This window comes from Roseovarius faecimaris (assembly GCF_009762325.1).
Lineage (GTDB): Bacteria > Pseudomonadota > Alphaproteobacteria > Rhodobacterales > Rhodobacteraceae > Roseovarius > Roseovarius faecimaris.
On the sequence record NZ_CP034348.1, the window covers coordinates 524,116 to 542,628 of the forward strand.

Genomic DNA, 18,513 nt, shown 5'->3' on the forward strand with positions numbered 1-18,513 from the left:
TTATTTCCCTTCGATCGTCAGCGCGGCATCCACCAGCGCTTCTTGTTGTTGCTTGTGAGCGGAGGCCAGGCCCGTCGCGGGCGAGGCAGCGGCGGCGCGTCCGGCATAGACGGGCCGCGTGTGTTTGGCTTTGATGCGGCCCAGCACCCATTCCAGATTGGGCTCGATGAAGGACCAAGCCCCCTGGTTCTTGGGCTCTTCCTGACACCAGACCATTTCGGCCTGTTTGAAACGGCTCAGTTCCTTCACCGCCGACTGTGCCGGGAACGGATAAAACTGCTCGAAACGCATCAGATAGATGTCGTCGATGCCTCGCTTATCTCGCTCTTCCAGCAGGTCGAAATAGACCTTGCCCGCGCACATCACGACGCGCTTGATCTTTTTATCCTCCACCAACTGGTTGTCGGAGTTGCCATATTCCGCATCGTCCCATAGCACCCGGTGGAAGCTGGAGCCGGTGGTGAACTCATCCGCCTTCGAGATGCACATCTTGTGGCGCAAGAGCGACTTCGGCGTCATCAGGATCAGCGGCTTGCGGAAGGTACGGTGCAGCTGGCGGCGCAGGATGTGGAAATAGTTGGCCGGGGTGGTGCAGTTGGCCACGATCCAGTTGTCCTGCCCGCACATGGTCAGAAAACGCTCAAGCCGGGCCGAGCTGTGTTCCGGCCCTTGCCCCTCAAAGCCATGCGGCAACAGGCAAACCAGCCCCGACATGCGCAGCCATTTGCTTTCGCCCGAGCTGATGAACTGATCGAACATGATCTGTGCCCCGTTGGCGAAATCACCAAACTGCGCTTCCCACAGGGTCAACGCGTTGGGCTCGGCCAGCGTATAACCATATTCGAAGCCCAGAACGGCATACTCCGAGAGCATCGAGTCGATGACCTCATACTGCGCCTGGCCCGCGCGGATATTGTTGAGCGGATAATACCGTTCTTCGGTGTCCTGGTTGATCAGCCCGGAATGCCGCTGGCTGAATGTGCCGCGGGTACAGTCCTGCCCTGCCAGCCTGACCGGGAAGCCCTCGGTCAGCAGGGAGCCAAAGGCCAGCGCCTCGGCCGTGGCCCAGTCGAACCCCTCGCCGGTCTCAAACATCTTGGCCTTGGTATCCAAAAGGCGCGCCACCGTTTTGTGGAGCGGGAAGCCGTCGGGTGCCGTGCTCAGCGCGCGGCCGACTTCGGCCAGCGTTTCCGGTTTGATCGCCGTCTCGCCGCGCTGATAATCCTCGTCCTTGCGGTCGAGGTGGGACCACTTGCCATCCAGCCAGTCGGCCTTGTTCGGACGATAATCCTTCCCGGCCTCGAATTCATCGGCAAGAAAGGCCTGGAACTGGGTCTTCATATCCTCGATTTCGCCTTCGGGGATCAGACCATCCTTGACCAGACGATCGGTGTAGAGCGCGAGCGTGGTCTTCTGCGTCTTGATCTTTTTGTACATGATCGGGTTGGTAAACATAGGCTCGTCGCCTTCGTTATGACCAAACCTGCGATAGCAGATCATGTCGATCACCACGTCCTTGTGGAACTTCTGGCGAAACTCCGTCGCCACCTTGGCGGCATGCACCACAGCCTCCGGGTCGTCGCCATTAACGTGGAAAATAGGGGCCTCCACCATCAGCGCGATATCCGTCGGGTACGGGGAGGAGCGGCTGAAATGCGGAGCCGTGGTAAAACCGATCTGGTTGTTCACCACGATATGCATCGTGCCGCCGGTTTTGTGGCCCTTCAGCCCCGAGAGGCCGAAACACTCGGCCACGACACCTTGCCCGGCAAAGGCCGCGTCGCCATGCAGCAGCACGGGCAGCACCTTGATGCGTTCCTCGTCATTCATCTGGTCCTGCTTGGCGCGGACCTTGCCCAGAACAACCGGGTTGACCGCTTCCAGGTGTGACGGGTTGGCCGTCAGGCTCAGGTGTACCCTGTTGCCGTCAAACTCGCGGTCCGAGCTGGCGCCCAGATGATATTTCACGTCGCCTGAGCCATCCACATCCTCGGGTTTGAAGCTGCCGCCCTGAAACTCGTTGAAAATCGCGCGGTAGGGCTTGCCCATCACGTTGGCCAGCACACTCAGGCGGCCGCGGTGCGGCATGCCGATGACGATCTCTTCGACGCCCAACTGCCCGCCGCGTTTGATCACCTGCTCCATGGCGGGGATCAGGCTTTCGCCGCCATCCAGGCCAAAGCGCTTGGTGCCCATATATTTGACATGCAGGTATTTTTCGAAGCCTTCGGCCTCGACCATCTTTTTCAGGATCGCCTTGCGCCCTTCCCGGGTAAAGCGGATTTCCTTGTCATAGCCCTCGATGCGCTCTTTGAGCCAGGCGCTCTCCTCAGGGTCGGAAATATGCATGTATTGCAGTGCAAAGGTGCCGCAATAGGTGCGCCGAACGATGTCCAGGATCTCACGGATCGAGGCAATTTCCAGCCCCAGCACATTGTCGATGAAAATCGGCCGGTCCATGTCGGCCTCGGTGAAGCCGTAGGATTTGGGGTCAAGCTCGGGCCGGTGCGGCATCTCACGCAGGCCCAACGGGTCCAGATCCGCCGCCAGATGGCCCCGGATCCGGTAGGCGCGGATCAGCATCAGCGCGCGCACGGAATCAAGCACCGCGCGTTTGACCGCTTCTTCCGTGACCTTCACACCGGCCTCTGCGGCCTTGGCCTCAATCTTCTTGGCCGCTGCCTTGGCTTCCACTTCGGGCGGGTATTCGCCGGTCAGCGCGGCGGTCAGGTCATCGGCAGGCTGCGGCGGCCAGTCGCCCCGCGCCCAGGACGGCCCAGCCGCCTCGCGTTTGACCTCGACCTCGCCATCGCCGAGCTGTGCAAAGAAGCTGCGCCAGGCCTCATCAACCGCGTTCGGGTCATTGGCATAGCGCGCATAAAGCTGCTCCAGATATTCCGCATTATGCCCCTGCATGAAGGAGGACGCGTGAAACTGGTCGTTGGGGGATTGGTCGGTCATGATTTCAGATCCCTGTTGGGGAAAACGATGTAGGGCGGGGGTTACCCCGCCGCTGTGTAGGCCGGGGATATCCCCGGCCGAACAGGTTGCGTTGCCGGATCACCCGATCGCTTCCAGCATCGCCTCACCAAGGCCCGCGGGGCTCTCGGAAACAACGATACCCGCTGAACGCATGGCTTCGATCTTGTCCTCGGCGCCGCCCTTGCCACCGGCGACGATGGCCCCGGCATGGCCCATGCGGCGGCCCGGAGGCGCCGTGCGGCCCGCGATGAAGCCTGCGACCGGCTTGGAGCGGCCTTTCTTGGCTTCGTCCTTGAGGAATTGCGCGGCCTCCTCCTCGGCGCTGCCGCCGATCTCGCCGATCATGATGATCGACTGGGTTTCGTCATCGGCCAGGAACCACTCCAGCACGTCGATATGCTCGGTGCCTTTGATCGGGTCGCCGCCAATGCCCACACAAGTGGATTGGCCAAGGCCCGCGGCAGAGGTCTGTGCCACGGCCTCATAGGTCAGCGTACCTGAGCGGCTGACCACACCACAGGACCCGCGCTTGTGGATATGGCCGGGCATGATGCCCATCTTGCAGGCGTCCGGCGTGATGATGCCGGGGCAGTTGGGGCCGATCAGGGTCGAGCTTGACCCTTCCAGCGCGCGCTTCACACGCATCATGTCAAGCACCGGAATGCCTTCGGTGATGCACACGATCAGCGGCATCTCGGCGTCGATGGCTTCAAGGATCGAGTCCGCCGCGAAGGGGGGCGGGACGTAGATCACGCTCGCGTTTGCGCCGGTCTCATGCATCGCTTCATGCACCGAGTTGTAGACCGGCAGCTCCAGATGCGTGCTGCCGCCCTTGCCGGGGGTGACCCCGCCGACCATCTTGGTGCCATAGGCGATTGCCTGTTCAGTGTGGAATGTGCCCTGCGAGCCGGTGAGGCCCTGACAGATCACTTTGGTATTTTCGTCTACGAGGACTGCCATGTTGTTGGCTCCTTTGTAGGGTGCGTGATTTCACGCACCTGTTATTCGGGATGGTGCGTGAAATCACGCACCCTACGCATTATCCTTTGACGGCGGCCACGATCTTCTCGGCGCCGTCCTTGAGGTCGTCGGCGGCGATCACATCCACGTCGGAATTGTTGATGATCGCCTTGCCTTCTTCCACGTTGGTGCCTTCGAGGCGGACAACGAGGGGCACTTGCAAACCAACCTCTTTCACCGCCGCCACAACGCCCTCAGCGATCACATCGCAGCGCATGATGCCGCCGAAGATGTTCACGAGGATGCCTTTGACTTGCGGGTCGGAGGTGATGATCTTGAACGCCTCTGTCACCTTCTCCTTGGTGGCGCCGCCGCCCACGTCAAGGAAGTTGGCAGGCTCCGAGCCGTAAAGCTTGATGATATCCATCGTCGCCATGGCCAGACCCGCGCCGTTGACCATGCAGCCGATCTCGCCATCCAGCGCGATGTAGTTGAGGTCATACTTGGAGGCTTCCAGCTCCTTGGGATCTTCCTCGGTCGTGTCGCGCAGCTCCATGATGTCGCGGTGGCGATAGATGGCATTGCCGTCAAAACCCATCTTGGCATCAAGGCACTTGAGGTCACCCGCGTCGGTGATGATCAGCGGGTTGATCTCCAGCATCTCCATGTCCTTTTCCAGGAACATCTTGTAGAGCGTGCCCATCAGTTGAACGCATTGCTTCACCTGCTTGCCTTCCAGCCCAAGGTTGAAGGCGATGCGGCGGCCGTGAAACGCCTGATAGCCGGTGGCCGGGTCAATCGAGAAACTGAGGATCTTGTCCGGCGTGGACGCGGCCACTTCCTCGATATCCATGCCACCCTCGGTCGAGCAGACAAAGCTGATCCGGCTGGAACCGCGATCGACCAGCAGGGCGAGGTAGAACTCTTTCTCGATACCCGAGCCGTCTTCGATATAGATGCGGTTCACCTGCTTGCCCGCAGGGCCGGTCTGTTTCGTGACCAGCGTGCGGCCCAGCATGCGCTTGGCTTCCTCAGCGGCTTCCTCAACCGATTTCGCGAGGCGCACACCGCCCGCGTCGCCGGCACCGGCTTCCTTGAATTTGCCCTTGCCGCGGCCACCTGCGTGGATCTGCGCCTTGACCACCCAGAGGGGGCCGTCGAGTTCACCGGCGGCGGTCTTGGCCTCCTCGGCGCGAAGCACGACGCGGCCATCGGAGACCGGGGCGCCGTAAGAGCGAAGCAAAGCCTTCGCCTGATATTCATGGATATTCATGAAACTGTCCCGTTTTGATGCGTTCAACAACAGGTCATTCCATGACATTCAGGTTAAAAAAATGATTTTCCGCATTCTGCGGCGTTTTGCACCTGTTTTTCCGACATTTGTGATCACGGCCCCAAAACGTGTGATCACAAATAAGTTGCGGGCAGCAATCTATGGATTTCAAAAGGAATCACGAGCGATTCGAAAATGTATGCAATCGCATACCTAGGGGGCGAGCGCTCCTGGTTTCGATCAACCGGCAAAGAAAAATGCGCGCCCGTTTCAGGGCGCGCATTCCTGGATCACTTTAATGGCCGTATCAGGCCAGCGAGCTGTCGATGCCTTTGCAAGCCTCGACAAGGCCCTTCACCGCGTCGACAGATTTGTCGAACATGGCCTGCTCATCCTTGTTCATCTTGATCGCGACGACGCGCTCGATCCCACCGGCACCGATCACAGTGGGCACACCCACGTAGAACCCGTCGAGCCCATAGGCACCGTCCACATAGGCCGCACAGGGCAGCACGCGCTTCTGGTCCTTGAGATAGGCTTCGGCCATTTCGATCGCCGAGGTGGCGGGCGCATAGAAGGCCGAGCCGGTTTTCAGCAGGCCAACGATCTCGGCGCCGCCGTCACGGGTACGCTGAACGATGGCGTCCAGCTTGTCCTGCGTGGTCCAGCCCATCTCAACCAGATCGGGCAGCGGGATACCCGCCACGGTCGAATACCGCACCAGCGGCACCATCGTGTCGCCATGCCCGCCAAGGACGAAGGCAGTGACGTCTTTCATGCTGACATCAAATTCCAGGCTCAGGAAGTGACGGAACCGCGCACTGTCGAGCACACCGGCCATGCCGCAAACCTTTTCATGCGGCAGGCCCGAGAATTCGCGCAGGGCCCAGACCATCGCGTCAAGCGGGTTGGTGATGCAGATGACAAAGGCGTTCGGCGCGTGATCGCGGATGCCTTCGCCCACGGATTTCATGACCTTGAGGTTGATGCCCAGAAGGTCATCGCGGCTCATGCCCGGCTTGCGCGGCACGCCAGCGGTGACGATGCAGACGTCCGCGCCCGCAATATCCGCATAATCCTGCGTGCCCTTGAGGCGCGCGTCAAAGCCCTCGGAGGGGCCGGATTCTGCAATATCGAGCGCCTTGCCTTCCGGCACACCTTCGGCAATGTCGAAGAGAACGACGTCGCCGAGTTCCTTAAGGGCTGCAAGATGGGCGAGCGTGCCCCCGATCTGACCTGCGCCGATCAGCGCAATCTTGGGTCTGGCCATGGATTTATACTCCGATCCAGTGGAAATTGGCCCTGTGCGTAGTCCCAAATCGGGGGTCGTGCAAGTGTGCTGCAGTGCGGCATAACGGAACATCTCGGGGGACAGGCGTTGCCCGTTCGCGCTAACGCGCAAAGGTTGCAAGGGGTTGCAGGCGATGGTGCTGGTCACAATGGAGCCGGGCGTGATGCTTCTGATGGCCTTTGCGGTGGTCTTTGCCGGGGTCTCGAAAGGCGGATTTGGCTCTGGCGCGGCCTTTGCCAGCGCTGCGATTCTGGCATTGGTCATGGATCCGGGGGCAGCGCTGGCGCTGATGCTGCCGCTCCTGATGCTGATCGATCTGGTGACGCTCCCGCCCTTTTGGCGGCGCTGGAGCTGGTCCGAGACGCGTGTTCTGGTCCTCGGCGCGGTGCCCGGTGTCGCGCTTGGTGCGATCCTGCTCAACTGGGCGAACGCAGATATCTTGCGCCTGCTGATCGGGGTGATCGCAATGGCCTTTGTCGTCTGGCAGGCCGCCACGCGTGGGGGCTGGATCGCGCCGGGCAAACGGGGCATGCCGCTCTGGGGTGGATGGCTCGCCGGGAGTGTCGCCGGGTTTACCAGCTTCATCAGTCACGCCGGAGGCCCGGTGGCGGCCGTCTATCTGCTCGCTCGGGGCTTGGGTAAGACGCCGTATCAGGCCACGACGGTTCTCGTTTTTGGTCTGATCAACCTGCTCAAGATCGGCCCCTATGCGGCAATGGGGCTGATCACGGCGCAGACGTTGACGCTCTCAGCGCTGCTGGTTCCCTTTGCCCTTATCGGGGCTTGGCTGGGGGTGAAGGCGCATTTCCTGGTGTCGGAGCGCGCCTTCTTTGCACTGACCTACGTGCTTCTCACTATCACTGGCGCACGGCTCATCTATATGGCGCTGATGTAGCCGGTGTTCAGGCGTCGCTGTCGCCCGCGGGCAACGCTTCGGCCAGTTCTTCGAAGGCCTGACCCGCCGCCACAAGGCAGGTGATCCCGTTGACGGATGTCACGGTGATCGTCCAGGTGCCGGTCTCGTCCGAGGCAAAAACCTCCACCACCGCGTTATTCGCGCCCAGCCCCATGGATTGCCGGGACTCGCCATACTTCGTGGCCAGCCGCTCCACCACGACCTCGCGCGGGGCGCAGTTGGGCGCGGTTTGCGCATTGGCCGGGTAGGCAACCAGCACGGCCAGCGCGGCAGTGCCAATCATCGTCAAATGTGTCATGTCATTCACCCTTGCTTGGTTACGGGTCCCTGCCAAGGAAGGGTTTAACCTTGCCGGACAGTCCGTCAAAACGCGGTTAATGCGTAGCCCGGTCGCGCGAATTGCGTGTAGTTTCTGCACTGCGGCGAGAAAGGGGTTGAACAATTCGGGCGATAAGTGGCATTCCTGCGCAAGATTATTTCAATCCGCGACTCACAGACGGAGCTTTCCATGGACAGACAATCTCGCCCCTATCGTTCGGTGCTCTATATCCCCGGCTCCATGGACCGGGCGCTGGAAAAGGCGCGCAGCCTGGCCGCGGATGCGATCATCTTCGATCTGGAAGACGCCGTGGCACCGGATGCAAAGGCGACTGCGCGCGAGACGCTGGCGGCCGCACTCCGGCAGGGCGGCTATGGCAAACGGTTCAAGATTGTACGCATCAACGCGCTGACCACCGCCTGGGGGCTGGATGACGTCACCACCCTGCGCGATGCAGGCGCGGATGCGATCCTGTTGCCCAAGGTCAATTCGGCCTCGGATATCGACAGCCTGGCCGATCTGCTCGGGCCCGATATGCCGATCTGGGTGATGATGGAAACACCCGTGAGCGTCTTCAACGCCCGCGAGATTGCATCGCACCGGCAGGTGGAAGGGCTTGTGACGGGAACCAATGACCTGACCAAGGATCTTGGCTGCCGGGTGCGCGCCGACCGCCTGCCGCTGATGACGGCTCTGCAGACCATCGTGATGGCGGCCCGTGCGGCCCGGATCGTGGCGATCGATGGGGTCTACAACCGGTTCCGCGATGGCGAGGGCCTCAAGCATGAATGCGAGCAGGGCCGGGACCTGGGCTTTGACGGCAAGACGCTGATCCATCCCAGCCAGATCGAAGTCACCAATGCCGAGTTCTCGCCCACACAATCCGAGATTGACCTTGCCAGGCGGCAGATCGCCGCCTTTGAGGAAAGCATGGCCTCGGGCAAGGGCATCGCTGTGGTGGATGGTAATATCGTTGAAAATCTGCATGTGATGGCTGCACAGAAAATCCTCGCCAAGGCCAAGGCCGTGGCGGAAATGGCCGAAGAAGAGGAGTAAGCCTGATGCCCCTTTTGATCCTGGGTCTGATCCTGTGGTTCGCCGCGCATCTGTTCAAGCGGATCGCCCCGGAGCGCCGCGCCGCGATGGGTGACAAGGGGCGCGGGCCGATTGCGCTTGCCCTGCTGATCAGCCTTGTGCTGATGGTGATCGGCTACCGCATGGCCGACACGGCCGTGTTCTGGGGCCGCAGCCCGGCGATGGTCGGCATCAACAACCTTCTGATGATCCTCTCGGTCTATATGTTTGCCGCCGCCGGGGCCAAGACGGCGCTTGCGCGCAAGATGCGCCACCCGATGCTGGGTGCTGTGAAGGTCTGGGCGCTGGCGCATTTGCTGGTCAACGGCGATGTGGCATCGATCGTGCTGTTCGGCGGGTTGCTGGCCTGGGCGGTGGTCGAGATGATCGCGATCAACCGGGCCGAGCCTGAATGGACCCGCCCCGCGCCTGCACCGCAATCGAAGGAAATCACCGCCATCGTCGCCACGGTGATCGTCTATGCCGTCGCCGTGGGTATCCACTACGCGCTTGGCTATCCGACCTTCGGGTGACGCAATGAAACTCTACCGCTTTCTCAGCGCGGACGACACATCGGCATTCTGCCACAAGGTCACCCAGGCGCTCAACAAGGGCTGGGCGCTGCATGGCAGCCCGACCTACGCCTTTGATGCCGCCAATGGCGTGATGCGCTGCGGGCAGGCGGTAGTGAAAGAGGTGGAGGGCACCTATTCGCCCGACATGAAACTAGGAGAGCAGTAAGATGGCCAAGACCAATCCGGGCCGGTTTTTCGAAGATTACACCGTGGGCGAGACGATCCATCATGCGGTGCCGCGCACAGTCTCGGGCGGGGAACGCGCGCTCTATCATGCGCTTTATCCCGCGCGTCATGCTCTTTATTCATCCGATGAATTTGCCCGTGGTTGCGGCCTGCCCGGCAGCCCGCTGGACGATATTGCGGCCTTCCACGTGGTATTCGGCAAAACGGTACCCGACATCTCGCTCAATGCGCTGGCCAATCTGGGCTATGCCGAGGGGCGCTGGCTGAAGCCGGTTTATGCGGGCGATACCATCCGGTCCACGTCGGAGGTCATCGGGGTCAAGCAGAACTCCAACGGCAAAAGTGGCGTCGTCTGGGTGCGCACGCGAGGGTTTAACCAGCGTGACGAGGTGGTGATCGAATATTGCCGCTGGGCGATGGTACGCAAGCGCGACCCCGAGACCCCGGCACCCGAGGCGGTGATCCCGGACCTGGCCAAGGTGGTGGGTCCGGCCGAACTGGTGATCCCCGAAGGTCTCGATTTTTCGAACTATGACTTTACCCTCGCGGGAGAGCCGCATCGCTGTGGCGATTACGAGATTGGCGAAACGATCGATCATGTGGATGGCGTGACTGTGGAAGAAGCCGAGCACATGATGGCCACGCGCCTGTGGCAGAACACGGCCAAGGTGCATTTCGACACCGGCTCGCGGCCTGATGGTCAGCGGTTGATCTATGGCGGGCATGTGATTTCAATGGCCCGCACGCTCAGCTTCAACGGTTTGGCGAATGCGCAGATCGTTGCCGGCCTGAACGGTGGTACCCATGCCAACCCCTACTATGCGGGCGATACGATCAAGGCCTGGTCGGAAGTGCTGGACAAGGCCGAGACCCCCGCGCCGGGTGTCGGCGCTATCCGGTTGCGGCTTGTGGCCACCAAGGGCGGTGCGCCGTTCGAGCTCAAGGGTGAGGATGGCAAATACCTGCCTCATGTGATGCTTGATCTTGATTACTGGGCGCTGATGCCGGTCTGATCCACCCGATCCAAAGGAATGCGCTGGCGCGCATGCCGGTTCGTCTCGTCGTCCTTACGTCCTCCTCGGGGCGGGTACGGAGGTGACGCCATTGACCTGGTGTCAGTGCGGGCCGCGCGGTGGGGTTTGAGTATTTTGCCAAGAAGAAGCGGGAAAAGCACCTGTTGCCCCGGCTCATCAATATCGGCATTATGTGGCGTCGAGGGAGATAGTGCCATGCGCAAGTTTCTGGTGGTGCTCGATGACAGCACCGAATGTCTGAACGCGATGCGCTTTGCGGCGATGCGGGCAGCGCATACGAATGCCGGGGTGGAGATCCTCGCGGTGATACCGCCCGACGAATTCAACCATTGGATCGGCGTCAGCGACCTCATGCGCGAGGAGGCGCGGGAGCGCATTCAGGCGCATTTCGAGGTATTTGCCAAGTGGATGCGTGACAAGCAGGGCGTGGACCCGGAGCTTGTCATCCGCGAGGGCGAGCCGGTGGATGAGATCATGGCGCAGGTCAAGGACGACCCCGAGATCGGCGTGCTGGTTCTGGGTGCCGGGACCGGGCGCAAGGGGCCGGGGCCTTTGGTGACACAGCTGTCCAAGAACTCCGGCAGCCTGCCTATTCCGGTGACCATCGTGCCGGGCGATCTCAGCAAGGAGCGGCTGGAAGCGATCACCTGAGCGGGCGCAGTTTAGAATCGTTCCAAACCTTGACTTGAGGCGCCGTGAAGCGCATATCCTTGAGACAAGCGAAAGGGGTGCCCGATGTTCATTCAGACCGAATCCACGCCCAACCCGGCGACGTTGAAATTTCTGCCTGGCCAGACTGTTCTGGAAGCGGGCACAGCCGATTTTCCGACCGCGGAAGGCGCAGAGAAATCCCCCCTAGCAGAGCGCATCTTCAAGGTGCAGGGCGTCACGGGCGTTTTCTTCGGCAATGATTTCGTGACCGTCACCAAGGGGGACGACGCGGAATGGGACCACATGAAGCCTGCGATCCTGGGGGCTATCATGGAGCATTTCCAATCGGGCAAGCCGGTGATGATCGGTGATGCAGCCGGCTCCTCCGGTCATGCCGACCACGACGGCGAGGATGCCGAGATTGTGGGCCAGATCAAAGAGTTGCTGGATACTCGCGTGCGCCCGGCCGTGGCGCAGGATGGCGGCGACATCACCTTCCACGGGTTCGAACGCGGCGTGGTCTATCTGCATATGCAAGGCGCCTGCGCGGGTTGTCCGTCCTCGACCATCACGCTGAAGATGGGGATCGAGAACCTCTTGCGCCACTATATCCCGGAAGTGACTGAGGTGCGCCCGGTTGGCGTCTGACCCGCTGGTTCTGGCGTTTGACACATCGGCCGCGCATTGCGCGGCCGCTTTGCTGTTGGACCAACGGGTGGTGACCCGGGTTGAGGAGATGGGGCGCGGACAGGCCGAGCGGCTTGTGCCGATGCTCGAAGAACTGTTGCAGAACGAAGGTGCCGACTGGTCCGATATCCAACGCCTCGGTGTTGGCACCGGGCCGGGGAACTTTACCGGCATTCGCATTTCCGTCTCTCTGGCGCGCGGTCTGTCGCTGAGCCTTGGTGTGCCCGCCATCGGCGTGTCGGGGCTCGACGCTCTCCGGGCTGTTTCTACACAAGACATGGCAGCCATTCCCGGCCCGCGCGACACGGCCTATGTGCAGATCGGCGATGAGGCCCCGGCCATCCTGCCGCGTGACGAAGTGCCGGTCGGCGCAGAGTGGCTGACTGACCCGGCTCGCCTTGTCACCTCTATTGCAGAGCTTGCAGCCAAGGCTCCGGCAGATGCCCCGGCTCCGGCTCCACTCTATCTCAAGCCCGCAGATGCCGCACCCGCGCGCGATGCCCCCCCGGTGATCCTGGATGACGCCTGAGGTGCTGGCAGCGCTGCATTCCCGCGCCTTTGCAGGGCAGGGGCGGGGCTGGTCGGCGCAGGAGTTTGGCGACCTTCTGGCCGCGCCTCATGTCTTCTGCGTGACCTCGGACGCGGGTTTCGCGCTGGGCCGTGCCCTTGCGGGCGAGGCGGAGCTTCTGACTCTGGCTGTAGACCCCGCAGAGCAGCGCGCCGGACATGGCGCAGCCCTCTTGAGCGCCTTTGAGGACGAGGCCGCAATTCGCGGCGCCTCCCGCGCTTTTCTGGACGTCTCGGCACAGAACACTGCCGCCCTCGCGCTCTACCGGCGCGCCAGGTATCATGAGGTCGCACGGCGCGCAGGATATTACCACTGTCCCGGTGGCGGCACTGCCGATGCGCTGATCCTGGCCAAAGACCTGCCCTGACGTGAGGTTGCCGCGGATCAGCTATTGACCTCCTCCCTCCGGTGCAGGCTTACTTGTTGCCAATAAACGCCTCCGCAACGGATTGATACATCCGCAAGAGGGGCCAACCATCAGGGAGAAAAATCATGAGTTTCCTCAAAACCGTTTCCACCAGTCTCGCGGCTTTGGCCCTTGGCGCGGGGGCCGCTCTGGCCGACCCGGCGCTGATCTTCGATCTGGGCGGCAAGTTTGACAAATCGTTCAACGAAAGCGCCCATAACGGGGCACAGCGCTGGGCCGAAGAGACCGGCGGCAGCTATAACGAGGTCGAGCTGCAATCGGAGGCACAGCGCGAGCAGGCGCTGCGCCGTTTTGCCGAAGCCGGTAACAACCCCATTGTCATGGTCGGCTTTGCCTTTGGCGACGCACTGGGCGAGGTGGCGGCCGACTATCCCGACACCAAGTTTGCCATCATCGACATGGTTGTGGATCAACCTAATGTGCGCTCGGTCGTGTTCAATGAGCATGAGGGCAGCTACCTCGTTGGTATGATGGCGGGCCTTGCCTCGGACAGCGGCACGGTGGGCTTTATCGGCGGGATGGACATCCCGCTTATTCGCAAATTCGCCTGTGGCTATGTGCAGGGGGTGAAGGCCGCCAATGCCGATGCGACCGTGATCCAGAACATGACCGGCACGACCCCCGCCGCCTGGAATGACCCGGTGAAGGGGTCTGAACTGACCAAAGCGCAGATCAGCCAGGGTGCCGATGTGGTCTATGCTGCGGCGGGAGGCACCGGTGTGGGGGTGCTCCAGACCGCCGCCGACGAGGGCATCCTGTCCATCGGCGTGGACAGCAACCAGAACTACCTGCATCCCGGCAAGGTTCTGACCTCCATGGTCAAACGCGTGGACAATGCAGTGTATGAGGCCATGAAGGCCGGACCGGATATGGAAACCGGGTTCAATGTCATGGGCCTCGGCAATGGCGGCATCGCCTATGCGCTGGACGAACATAACGCCAGCCTGGTCAATGATGACATGAAGGCAATGGTCGATGAAGCGTCCGCCAAGATCGGCTCGGGCGAGCTGACGGTGCATGACTACATGTCGGACAATACCTGCCCGGTGGAGTGATGCGCATACCGCAGGATGCGGCGGGCCAGGGGCAGAATGTTGCCCCGGCCATCGAACTGCGCGGGATTTCCAAAGCCTTCGGCCCGGTGCAGGCCAACAAGGACATTTCCATCCGGGTCATGCCCGGCACCATTCATGGCATCATTGGCGAGAATGGCGCGGGCAAGTCCACTCTGATGTCCATTCTCTACGGCTTTTATCGCGCGGACCGGGGCGAGATCCTGATCCGCGGCACCCCTGTCAGCATCCCCGACAGCCAGGCCGCGATAGGCCACGGCATCGGCATGGTGTTCCAGCATTTCAAATTGGTCGAGCCCTTCACGGTGCTTGAAAACGTGATTCTCGGCGCGGAGGACGGCGGGCTATTGCGCCCGAGCCTCGCCAAGGCGCGGGCCGAATTGAAGCGGCTGGCGGATGAGTATGAGCTGCACGTGGACCCGGATGCGCGGATCAGCGATATCGGCGTGGGCATGCAACAGCGCGTGGAAATCCTGAAAGCGCTCTACCGGCAGGCGGATATCCTCATCCTCGACGAGCCCACCGGCGTGCTGACCCCGGCCGAGGCGGATCAGCTCTTTCGCATCCTCGACCGGCTGCGGGATGAGGGCAAGACGATCATCCTGATCACCCATAAACTGCGCGAAATCATGGAGATCACCGACACCGTCTCGGTCATGCGACGGGGTGAAATGACCGCCACCGTGGCCACGTCCGAAACCAGCCCCGAGCATCTGGCCGAGCTGATGGTGGGGCGCAAGGTCTTGCTTCGGGTGGACAAAGCCCCCGCCAATCCGGGTGCAACCGTGCTGGAAATCGAAGGGTTGCGCGTGGTGGACAGCCAGGGCGTGGCGCGGCTCAAAGGGATCGACCTGACGGTGCGGGCAGGCGAAATCCTCGGCCTTGCCGGTGTCGCGGGCAACGGTCAGTCGGAGCTTCTGGAGGTGCTGGGCGGCACCCGCGCGGCGACGGGGCAGATCCGCCTGAATGGACAGCCCATCGACCTTACCGGGCGATACTCCGACGGGCGTTCCCGCCGGGCGCACGGCATCGCCCACGTACCCGAGGACCGCCAGCGCGACGGGCTGATCATGGATTTCACCGCCTGGGAAAATACGATCTTCGGCTATCACCGCGATGGCGACGGGCTGTTGATGGAGACCCGTGCGCTGCGCGAGGAGGCGGCGGCCAAGATGGAACGGTTCGACGTGCGCCCGCCCGATGCCTCCCTCCCCGCCAAGAGCTTTTCGGGGGGCAACCAGCAAAAGATCGTGCTCGCCCGCGAGATCGAGCGCAACCCGGATCTGCTTCTCGTAGGTCAGCCCACCCGTGGGGTCGATATCGGGGCGATCGAGTTCATCCACCAGCAGATCGTGGCCCTGCGCGACGCTGGCAAGGCGGTGCTGTTGGTGAGTGTGGAACTGGAAGAAATCCTGTCGCTCGCCGACCGCGTCGCGGTGATGTTCGACGGGCAGATCATGGGTGAGCGGCTGCCTGGCGAGACCGACGAGACCGAGCTGGGTCTTTTGATGGCGGGCGTCACCGGTCAGCCCGACGACCCCTTTGCCGCCGTCGAGGCCGCGCAATTCGCCCAGGCGCGAGAGCATGGGGAACATCATGGATAGAATGCCACCCTGGGCCGATGCGCTTCTTGTGCCGCTCATTTCACTCGTACTGGCGGCGCTGATCAGCGCCCTTGTCATCCTCGGCATCGGCGAAGACCCGATTGCCGCGGTCAAGCTGATGATCACCGGCGCTCTCGGCTCTTCCTATGGCTGGGGCTATACGCTCTATTATGCGACCAATTTCATCTTTACCGGGCTTGCCTTTGCCGTGGCCAGCCATGCGGGGCTGTTCAATATCGGTTCGGAAGGGCAGGCGATGCTTGGCGGTCTGGGTGTGGCGATCATCTGCCTGCTGTTGCCCTGGCCTCATTGGGCGCTGGCCCTGCCTGCGGCGATCCTGGGGGCTGCGCTGTTCGGGGCGCTCTGGGCACTGATCCCGGCCTGGTTGCAAGCGAAACGCGGCAGCCACATCGTCATCACCACGATCATGTTCAACTTCATCGCGGCGGCGTTTCTCAACTACATGCTTGTCAATATCCTGCGCCCCGAAGGCTCCATGGACCCGGCCACCGCGCGGTTTCCCACCGGCGCGCACCTGCCCACACTGCACGAAATGCTGAGCCCGCTGGGCATCGCTTTTTCCAAATCGGCCCCGGCCAATATCAGCCTGTTTATTGCGCTTCTTGCCTGCCTGCTGGTCTGGCTGCTGATCTGGCGCACCCGGTTGGGCTTTGAGATCCGCAGCCTTGGCAAATCCGAAAGCGCCTCACGCTATGCCGGGATCTCGCCGACACGGATCATCATCATCGCGATGCTGATTTCCGGCGCGCTCTCGGGGTGCATGGCGATCAACAACGTCATGGGCGAGGCCGAGCGGCTTGTCCTCAACGCCACAGAAGGCGCTGGCTTCATCGGCATCGCCGTGGCGCTGATGGGGCGCAATCATCCGCTTGGTGTACTCATGGCCGCCCTGCTCTTTGGCTTTCTCTATCAGGGCGGAGCGGAGCTGGCCCTTTGGACATCAATCCCGCGTGAGCTGATCGTGGTAATCCAGGCGCTTGTCATCCTCTTCACCGGCGCGCTCGATAACATGGTGCGCATGCCGCTTGAGCGCCTCTTCCTGGCGCGGCGCAGGGGGCGGGGCACATGAGACGCAATCATAGTTCGATCTGTGGCGAAGCGTTTGTTCTCGACCGGGCACTCCCCCGGCGTCATGCTCGTTTGCATCACCTTGCAAACTGGAGCATCACACCATGACCGATATTGCCCCTTACCTCCCCGGCATTCTCGCCGCCTATGCCATCCTCGCTGTCGGGGCCGCGTCGCCCGGTCCTGCGGTTGCCATGCTTCTGGGGATCTCCTCAGGGCAGGGGCGTGCGCCGGCACTGGTCACCTGCCTTGGAATCGCGACCGGGAGCGCCACGATCAACGTCCTCACAATGCTCGGCGTCGGCCTGCTGATCTCGCAGGCGGCCTGGGCCATGACACTGCTGAAGCTGGTTGGCTCGGCCTATCTTCTCTGGCTCGCCTGGGGTGCTTTCCGCAAGGCCCTGAACCCGCCGCAGGTGCAGGCCATTTCGGTGACACGCCAGCCTGCTCCTCAGCTTTTCGCCAAGGGCTACCTCTTGCAAGTCACCAACCCCAAGGCCATCGCCTTCTGGCTGGCGATTGCCGCCATTGGAGCCGTCGAAGGGGCTGAGCTGCCGATTATCGCAGTGTTCGTACTGGGGGCCTGGCTGCTCTCCTTCACGCTGCACGGCGCCTGGGCCGTTTTCCTGTCGTCGGGGCCGGTTCGTGCGGCCTATGCCTCCGGACGGGGGTGGATCGAAGGGGCGCTTGGGGCGTTCTTCACCTTCGCCGCCTTCAAGATCGCCACGTCGGAAAGCTGAGCACATGGACCTCGCCACCCTCCTCCAGGTCCTCGACAGCACGGTGCGGCTGGCCACGCCGCTTTTATTGGCGTGTCTCGCGGGGCTGTTCAGCGAACGGGCGGGGATCTTTGACATCGGGCTGGAAGGCAAGATGCTGATGGCGGCCTTTTTCTCGGCCGCTATCGCCTTTGTCACCGGCTCGGTCTGGTTGGGCCTGTTGGCGGGGATCGCAGGCTCGCTGGCGCTGAGCGCCTTGCACGGTCTGGCCTCCATCACCTTCCGCGGCAATCAGCTGATCTCGGGCGTGGCGATCAATTTCCTTGCTGCCGGCATGACCGTGCTCATTGCCCAAAGCTGGTTCAAGGAAGGCGGGCGCACGCCCTCGCTGATGGGCGGGGCCCGCTTCGAGCCGATCACCCTGCCGCTGGCTGAGACCCTTCAGAAAATACCAGTGCTCGGCCCGGTCTATTACGAGCTTATCTCTGGTCATACGCTGTTGGTCTATCTTGCAATCGCCTGTGTGCCCGCCTCGTGGTGGTTGCTTTATCGCACCCGCTTTGGCCTGCGCCTGCGCGCGGTGGGCGAGAACCCGGCAGCTGTGGATACGGCGGGTATCTCCGTCGTCAGGCTCCGCTTTGCGGCCGTGGCCATTTGCGGTGTCCTGTGCGGGATTGCCGGGGCCTACCTCGCTACCGCCCTGCAAGCGGGCTTCGTCAAGGACATGACCGCCGGGCGCGGCTTCATCGCGCTGGCGGCGCTGATCTTCGCCAAATGGCGGCCCTGGCATGCGCTGTGGGCGACGCTGCTCTTTGGCCTCCTTCAAGCCATCGCCCTGCGCTATCAGAACATTGAACTGAGCGGCGTGACAATTCCGGTGCAGCTCATGGATGCGCTGCCCTATATCCTGACCGTGATCATCCTCGCAGGCTTTGTCGGCAAGGCCATCCCGCCGCGTGCCGGGGGAGAACCCTACGTCAAGGAACGCTAGGGACCTTCGGGTTTCACGAAACATGAGTCCAGATAACACAAAGTGATCAGACCTGGCGTGGTTTGGCCCTATGCTGCGCTTGCCAAGTGACCCG

Annotated in this window: 19 protein-coding genes; 14 read left to right on the forward strand and 5 right to left on the reverse strand. The window is 62.1% G+C overall.

From position 1 onward, the window contains the following. The 4 genes from EI983_RS02890 to mdh all read right to left on the reverse strand — a co-directional run bounded on the left by EI983_RS02890 (position 1) and on the right by mdh (position 6,485). Positions 1-2,961 (reverse strand): 2-oxoglutarate dehydrogenase E1 component, encoded by a 2,961-nt coding sequence (locus EI983_RS02890; RefSeq protein WP_157705803.1) that lies wholly within the window; start codon positions 2,959-2,961, stop codon positions 1-3. A gap of 99 nt (positions 2,962-3,060) precedes the next feature. Further along, positions 3,061-3,942: a succinate--CoA ligase subunit alpha gene (gene sucD / locus EI983_RS02895; protein WP_157705805.1), complete on the reverse strand. Its 882-nt coding sequence runs from the start codon at positions 3,940-3,942 to the stop codon at positions 3,061-3,063. A gap of 79 nt (positions 3,943-4,021) precedes the next feature. Then, positions 4,022-5,215, reverse strand: coding sequence for an ADP-forming succinate--CoA ligase subunit beta (sucC, locus tag EI983_RS02900; RefSeq protein WP_157705806.1), 1,194 nt, complete (start codon positions 5,213-5,215; stop codon positions 4,022-4,024). 307 nt (positions 5,216-5,522) lie between these two features. After that, positions 5,523-6,485: a malate dehydrogenase gene (gene mdh / locus EI983_RS02905; RefSeq protein ID WP_157705808.1), complete on the reverse strand. Its 963-nt coding sequence runs from the start codon at positions 6,483-6,485 to the stop codon at positions 5,523-5,525. Between the two features lie 154 nt (positions 6,486-6,639). Here mdh and EI983_RS02910 point away from each other — a divergent pair, with 154 nt between their 5' ends. Beyond that, entirely contained in the window at positions 6,640-7,401 is a 762-nt protein-coding gene (locus EI983_RS02910) for a sulfite exporter TauE/SafE family protein (RefSeq protein ID WP_246162250.1), read from the forward strand. A gap of 7 nt (positions 7,402-7,408) precedes the next feature. Here the strand turns inward: EI983_RS02910 and EI983_RS02915 are convergent, their stop codons facing one another. Further along, positions 7,409-7,720 carry a hypothetical protein gene (locus tag EI983_RS02915; protein WP_157705810.1) on the reverse strand — a complete coding sequence of 104 codons (312 nt, stop codon included), beginning with the start codon at positions 7,718-7,720 and terminating at the stop codon, positions 7,409-7,411. Between the two features lie 210 nt (positions 7,721-7,930). On the opposite strand from EI983_RS02915, the gene EI983_RS02920 reads away from it, so the two are divergent. The 13 genes from EI983_RS02920 (at position 7,931) to EI983_RS02980 (ending at position 18,419) form a co-directional block, all read left to right on the forward strand. Beyond that, the gene (locus tag EI983_RS02920) at positions 7,931-8,797 is read left to right on the forward strand and encodes an HpcH/HpaI aldolase/citrate lyase family protein (RefSeq protein ID WP_157705812.1); all 867 of its coding nucleotides are present in this window, start codon (positions 7,931-7,933) and stop codon (positions 8,795-8,797) included. A 5-nt stretch (positions 8,798-8,802) separates the two neighbouring features. Further along, positions 8,803-9,348: an NnrU family protein gene (locus EI983_RS02925; protein ID WP_157705814.1), complete on the forward strand. Its 546-nt coding sequence runs from the start codon at positions 8,803-8,805 to the stop codon at positions 9,346-9,348. Positions 9,349-9,352: 4 nt separating this feature from the next. Beyond that, entirely contained in the window at positions 9,353-9,556 is a 204-nt protein-coding gene (locus tag EI983_RS02930; RefSeq protein ID WP_157705816.1) for a DUF1737 domain-containing protein, read from the forward strand. A 1-nt stretch (position 9,557) separates the two neighbouring features. Continuing rightward, positions 9,558-10,589 carry a MaoC family dehydratase gene (locus EI983_RS02935; protein WP_157705818.1) on the forward strand — a complete coding sequence of 344 codons (1,032 nt, stop codon included), beginning with the start codon at positions 9,558-9,560 and terminating at the stop codon, positions 10,587-10,589. A 216-nt stretch (positions 10,590-10,805) separates the two neighbouring features. Next, entirely contained in the window at positions 10,806-11,261 is a 456-nt protein-coding gene (locus EI983_RS02940; RefSeq protein ID WP_157705820.1) for a universal stress protein, read from the forward strand. Between the two features lie 84 nt (positions 11,262-11,345). Further along, complete coding sequence (locus tag EI983_RS02945; RefSeq protein WP_157705822.1) at positions 11,346-11,909, forward strand: NifU family protein; 564 nt, start codon at positions 11,346-11,348, stop codon at positions 11,907-11,909. Further along, positions 11,899-12,477 (forward strand): tRNA (adenosine(37)-N6)-threonylcarbamoyltransferase complex dimerization subunit type 1 TsaB, encoded by a 579-nt coding sequence (gene tsaB, locus EI983_RS02950; protein ID WP_157705825.1) that lies wholly within the window; start codon positions 11,899-11,901, stop codon positions 12,475-12,477. The genes EI983_RS02945 and tsaB overlap by 11 nt, the downstream gene beginning before the upstream one ends. Further along, complete coding sequence (locus EI983_RS02955; protein ID WP_157705827.1) at positions 12,467-12,883, forward strand: GNAT family N-acetyltransferase; 417 nt, start codon at positions 12,467-12,469, stop codon at positions 12,881-12,883. Before tsaB ends, EI983_RS02955 begins: the two co-directional genes overlap by 11 nt. A 125-nt stretch (positions 12,884-13,008) precedes the next feature. Next, positions 13,009-13,998 (forward strand): BMP family lipoprotein, encoded by a 990-nt coding sequence (locus tag EI983_RS02960; RefSeq protein WP_157705829.1) that lies wholly within the window; start codon positions 13,009-13,011, stop codon positions 13,996-13,998. After that, positions 13,998-15,620, forward strand: coding sequence for an ABC transporter ATP-binding protein (locus tag EI983_RS02965; RefSeq protein ID WP_157705831.1), 1,623 nt, complete (start codon positions 13,998-14,000; stop codon positions 15,618-15,620). The genes EI983_RS02960 and EI983_RS02965 overlap by 1 nt, the downstream gene beginning before the upstream one ends. Then, positions 15,613-16,710 (forward strand): ABC transporter permease, encoded by a 1,098-nt coding sequence (locus EI983_RS02970; RefSeq protein ID WP_157705833.1) that lies wholly within the window; start codon positions 15,613-15,615, stop codon positions 16,708-16,710. Before EI983_RS02965 ends, EI983_RS02970 begins: the two co-directional genes overlap by 8 nt. Positions 16,711-16,813: 103 nt before the next feature. Then, positions 16,814-17,449, forward strand: a complete 636-nt coding sequence (locus EI983_RS02975; RefSeq protein WP_157705835.1) for a LysE family translocator — start codon at positions 16,814-16,816, stop codon at positions 17,447-17,449. 4 nt (positions 17,450-17,453) lie between these two features. After that, entirely contained in the window at positions 17,454-18,419 is a 966-nt protein-coding gene (locus EI983_RS02980) for an ABC transporter permease (RefSeq protein ID WP_157705837.1), read from the forward strand. The last annotated feature ends 94 nt before the right edge of the window (positions 18,420-18,513 follow it).

Excerpts from the sequence above, each read along its gene's own strand:
- EI983_RS02890 (WP_157705803.1), bottom strand. The coding sequence starts at position 2,961 with ATGACCGACCAATCCCCCAACGACCAGTTTCACGCGTCCTCCTTCATG.
- sucD (WP_157705805.1), bottom strand. The coding sequence starts at position 3,942 with ATGGCAGTCCTCGTAGACGAAAATACCAAAGTGATCTGTCAGGGCCTC.
- sucC (WP_157705806.1), bottom strand. The coding sequence starts at position 5,215 with ATGAATATCCATGAATATCAGGCGAAGGCTTTGCTTCGCTCTTACGGC.
- mdh (WP_157705808.1), bottom strand. The coding sequence starts at position 6,485 with ATGGCCAGACCCAAGATTGCGCTGATCGGCGCAGGTCAGATCGGGGGC.
- EI983_RS02910 (WP_246162250.1), top strand. The coding sequence starts at position 6,640 with ATGGTGCTGGTCACAATGGAGCCGGGCGTGATGCTTCTGATGGCCTTT.
- EI983_RS02915 (WP_157705810.1), bottom strand. The coding sequence starts at position 7,720 with ATGACACATTTGACGATGATTGGCACTGCCGCGCTGGCCGTGCTGGTT.
- EI983_RS02920 (WP_157705812.1), top strand. The coding sequence starts at position 7,931 with ATGGACAGACAATCTCGCCCCTATCGTTCGGTGCTCTATATCCCCGGC.
- EI983_RS02925 (WP_157705814.1), top strand. The coding sequence starts at position 8,803 with ATGCCCCTTTTGATCCTGGGTCTGATCCTGTGGTTCGCCGCGCATCTG.
- EI983_RS02930 (WP_157705816.1), top strand. The coding sequence starts at position 9,353 with ATGAAACTCTACCGCTTTCTCAGCGCGGACGACACATCGGCATTCTGC.
- EI983_RS02935 (WP_157705818.1), top strand. The coding sequence starts at position 9,558 with ATGGCCAAGACCAATCCGGGCCGGTTTTTCGAAGATTACACCGTGGGC.
- EI983_RS02940 (WP_157705820.1), top strand. The coding sequence starts at position 10,806 with ATGCGCAAGTTTCTGGTGGTGCTCGATGACAGCACCGAATGTCTGAAC.
- EI983_RS02945 (WP_157705822.1), top strand. The coding sequence starts at position 11,346 with ATGTTCATTCAGACCGAATCCACGCCCAACCCGGCGACGTTGAAATTT.
- EI983_RS02955 (WP_157705827.1), top strand. The coding sequence starts at position 12,467 with ATGACGCCTGAGGTGCTGGCAGCGCTGCATTCCCGCGCCTTTGCAGGG.
- EI983_RS02960 (WP_157705829.1), top strand. The coding sequence starts at position 13,009 with ATGAGTTTCCTCAAAACCGTTTCCACCAGTCTCGCGGCTTTGGCCCTT.
- EI983_RS02965 (WP_157705831.1), top strand. The coding sequence starts at position 13,998 with ATGCGCATACCGCAGGATGCGGCGGGCCAGGGGCAGAATGTTGCCCCG.
- EI983_RS02970 (WP_157705833.1), top strand. The coding sequence starts at position 15,613 with ATGGATAGAATGCCACCCTGGGCCGATGCGCTTCTTGTGCCGCTCATT.
- EI983_RS02975 (WP_157705835.1), top strand. The coding sequence starts at position 16,814 with ATGACCGATATTGCCCCTTACCTCCCCGGCATTCTCGCCGCCTATGCC.
- EI983_RS02980 (WP_157705837.1), top strand. The coding sequence starts at position 17,454 with ATGGACCTCGCCACCCTCCTCCAGGTCCTCGACAGCACGGTGCGGCTG.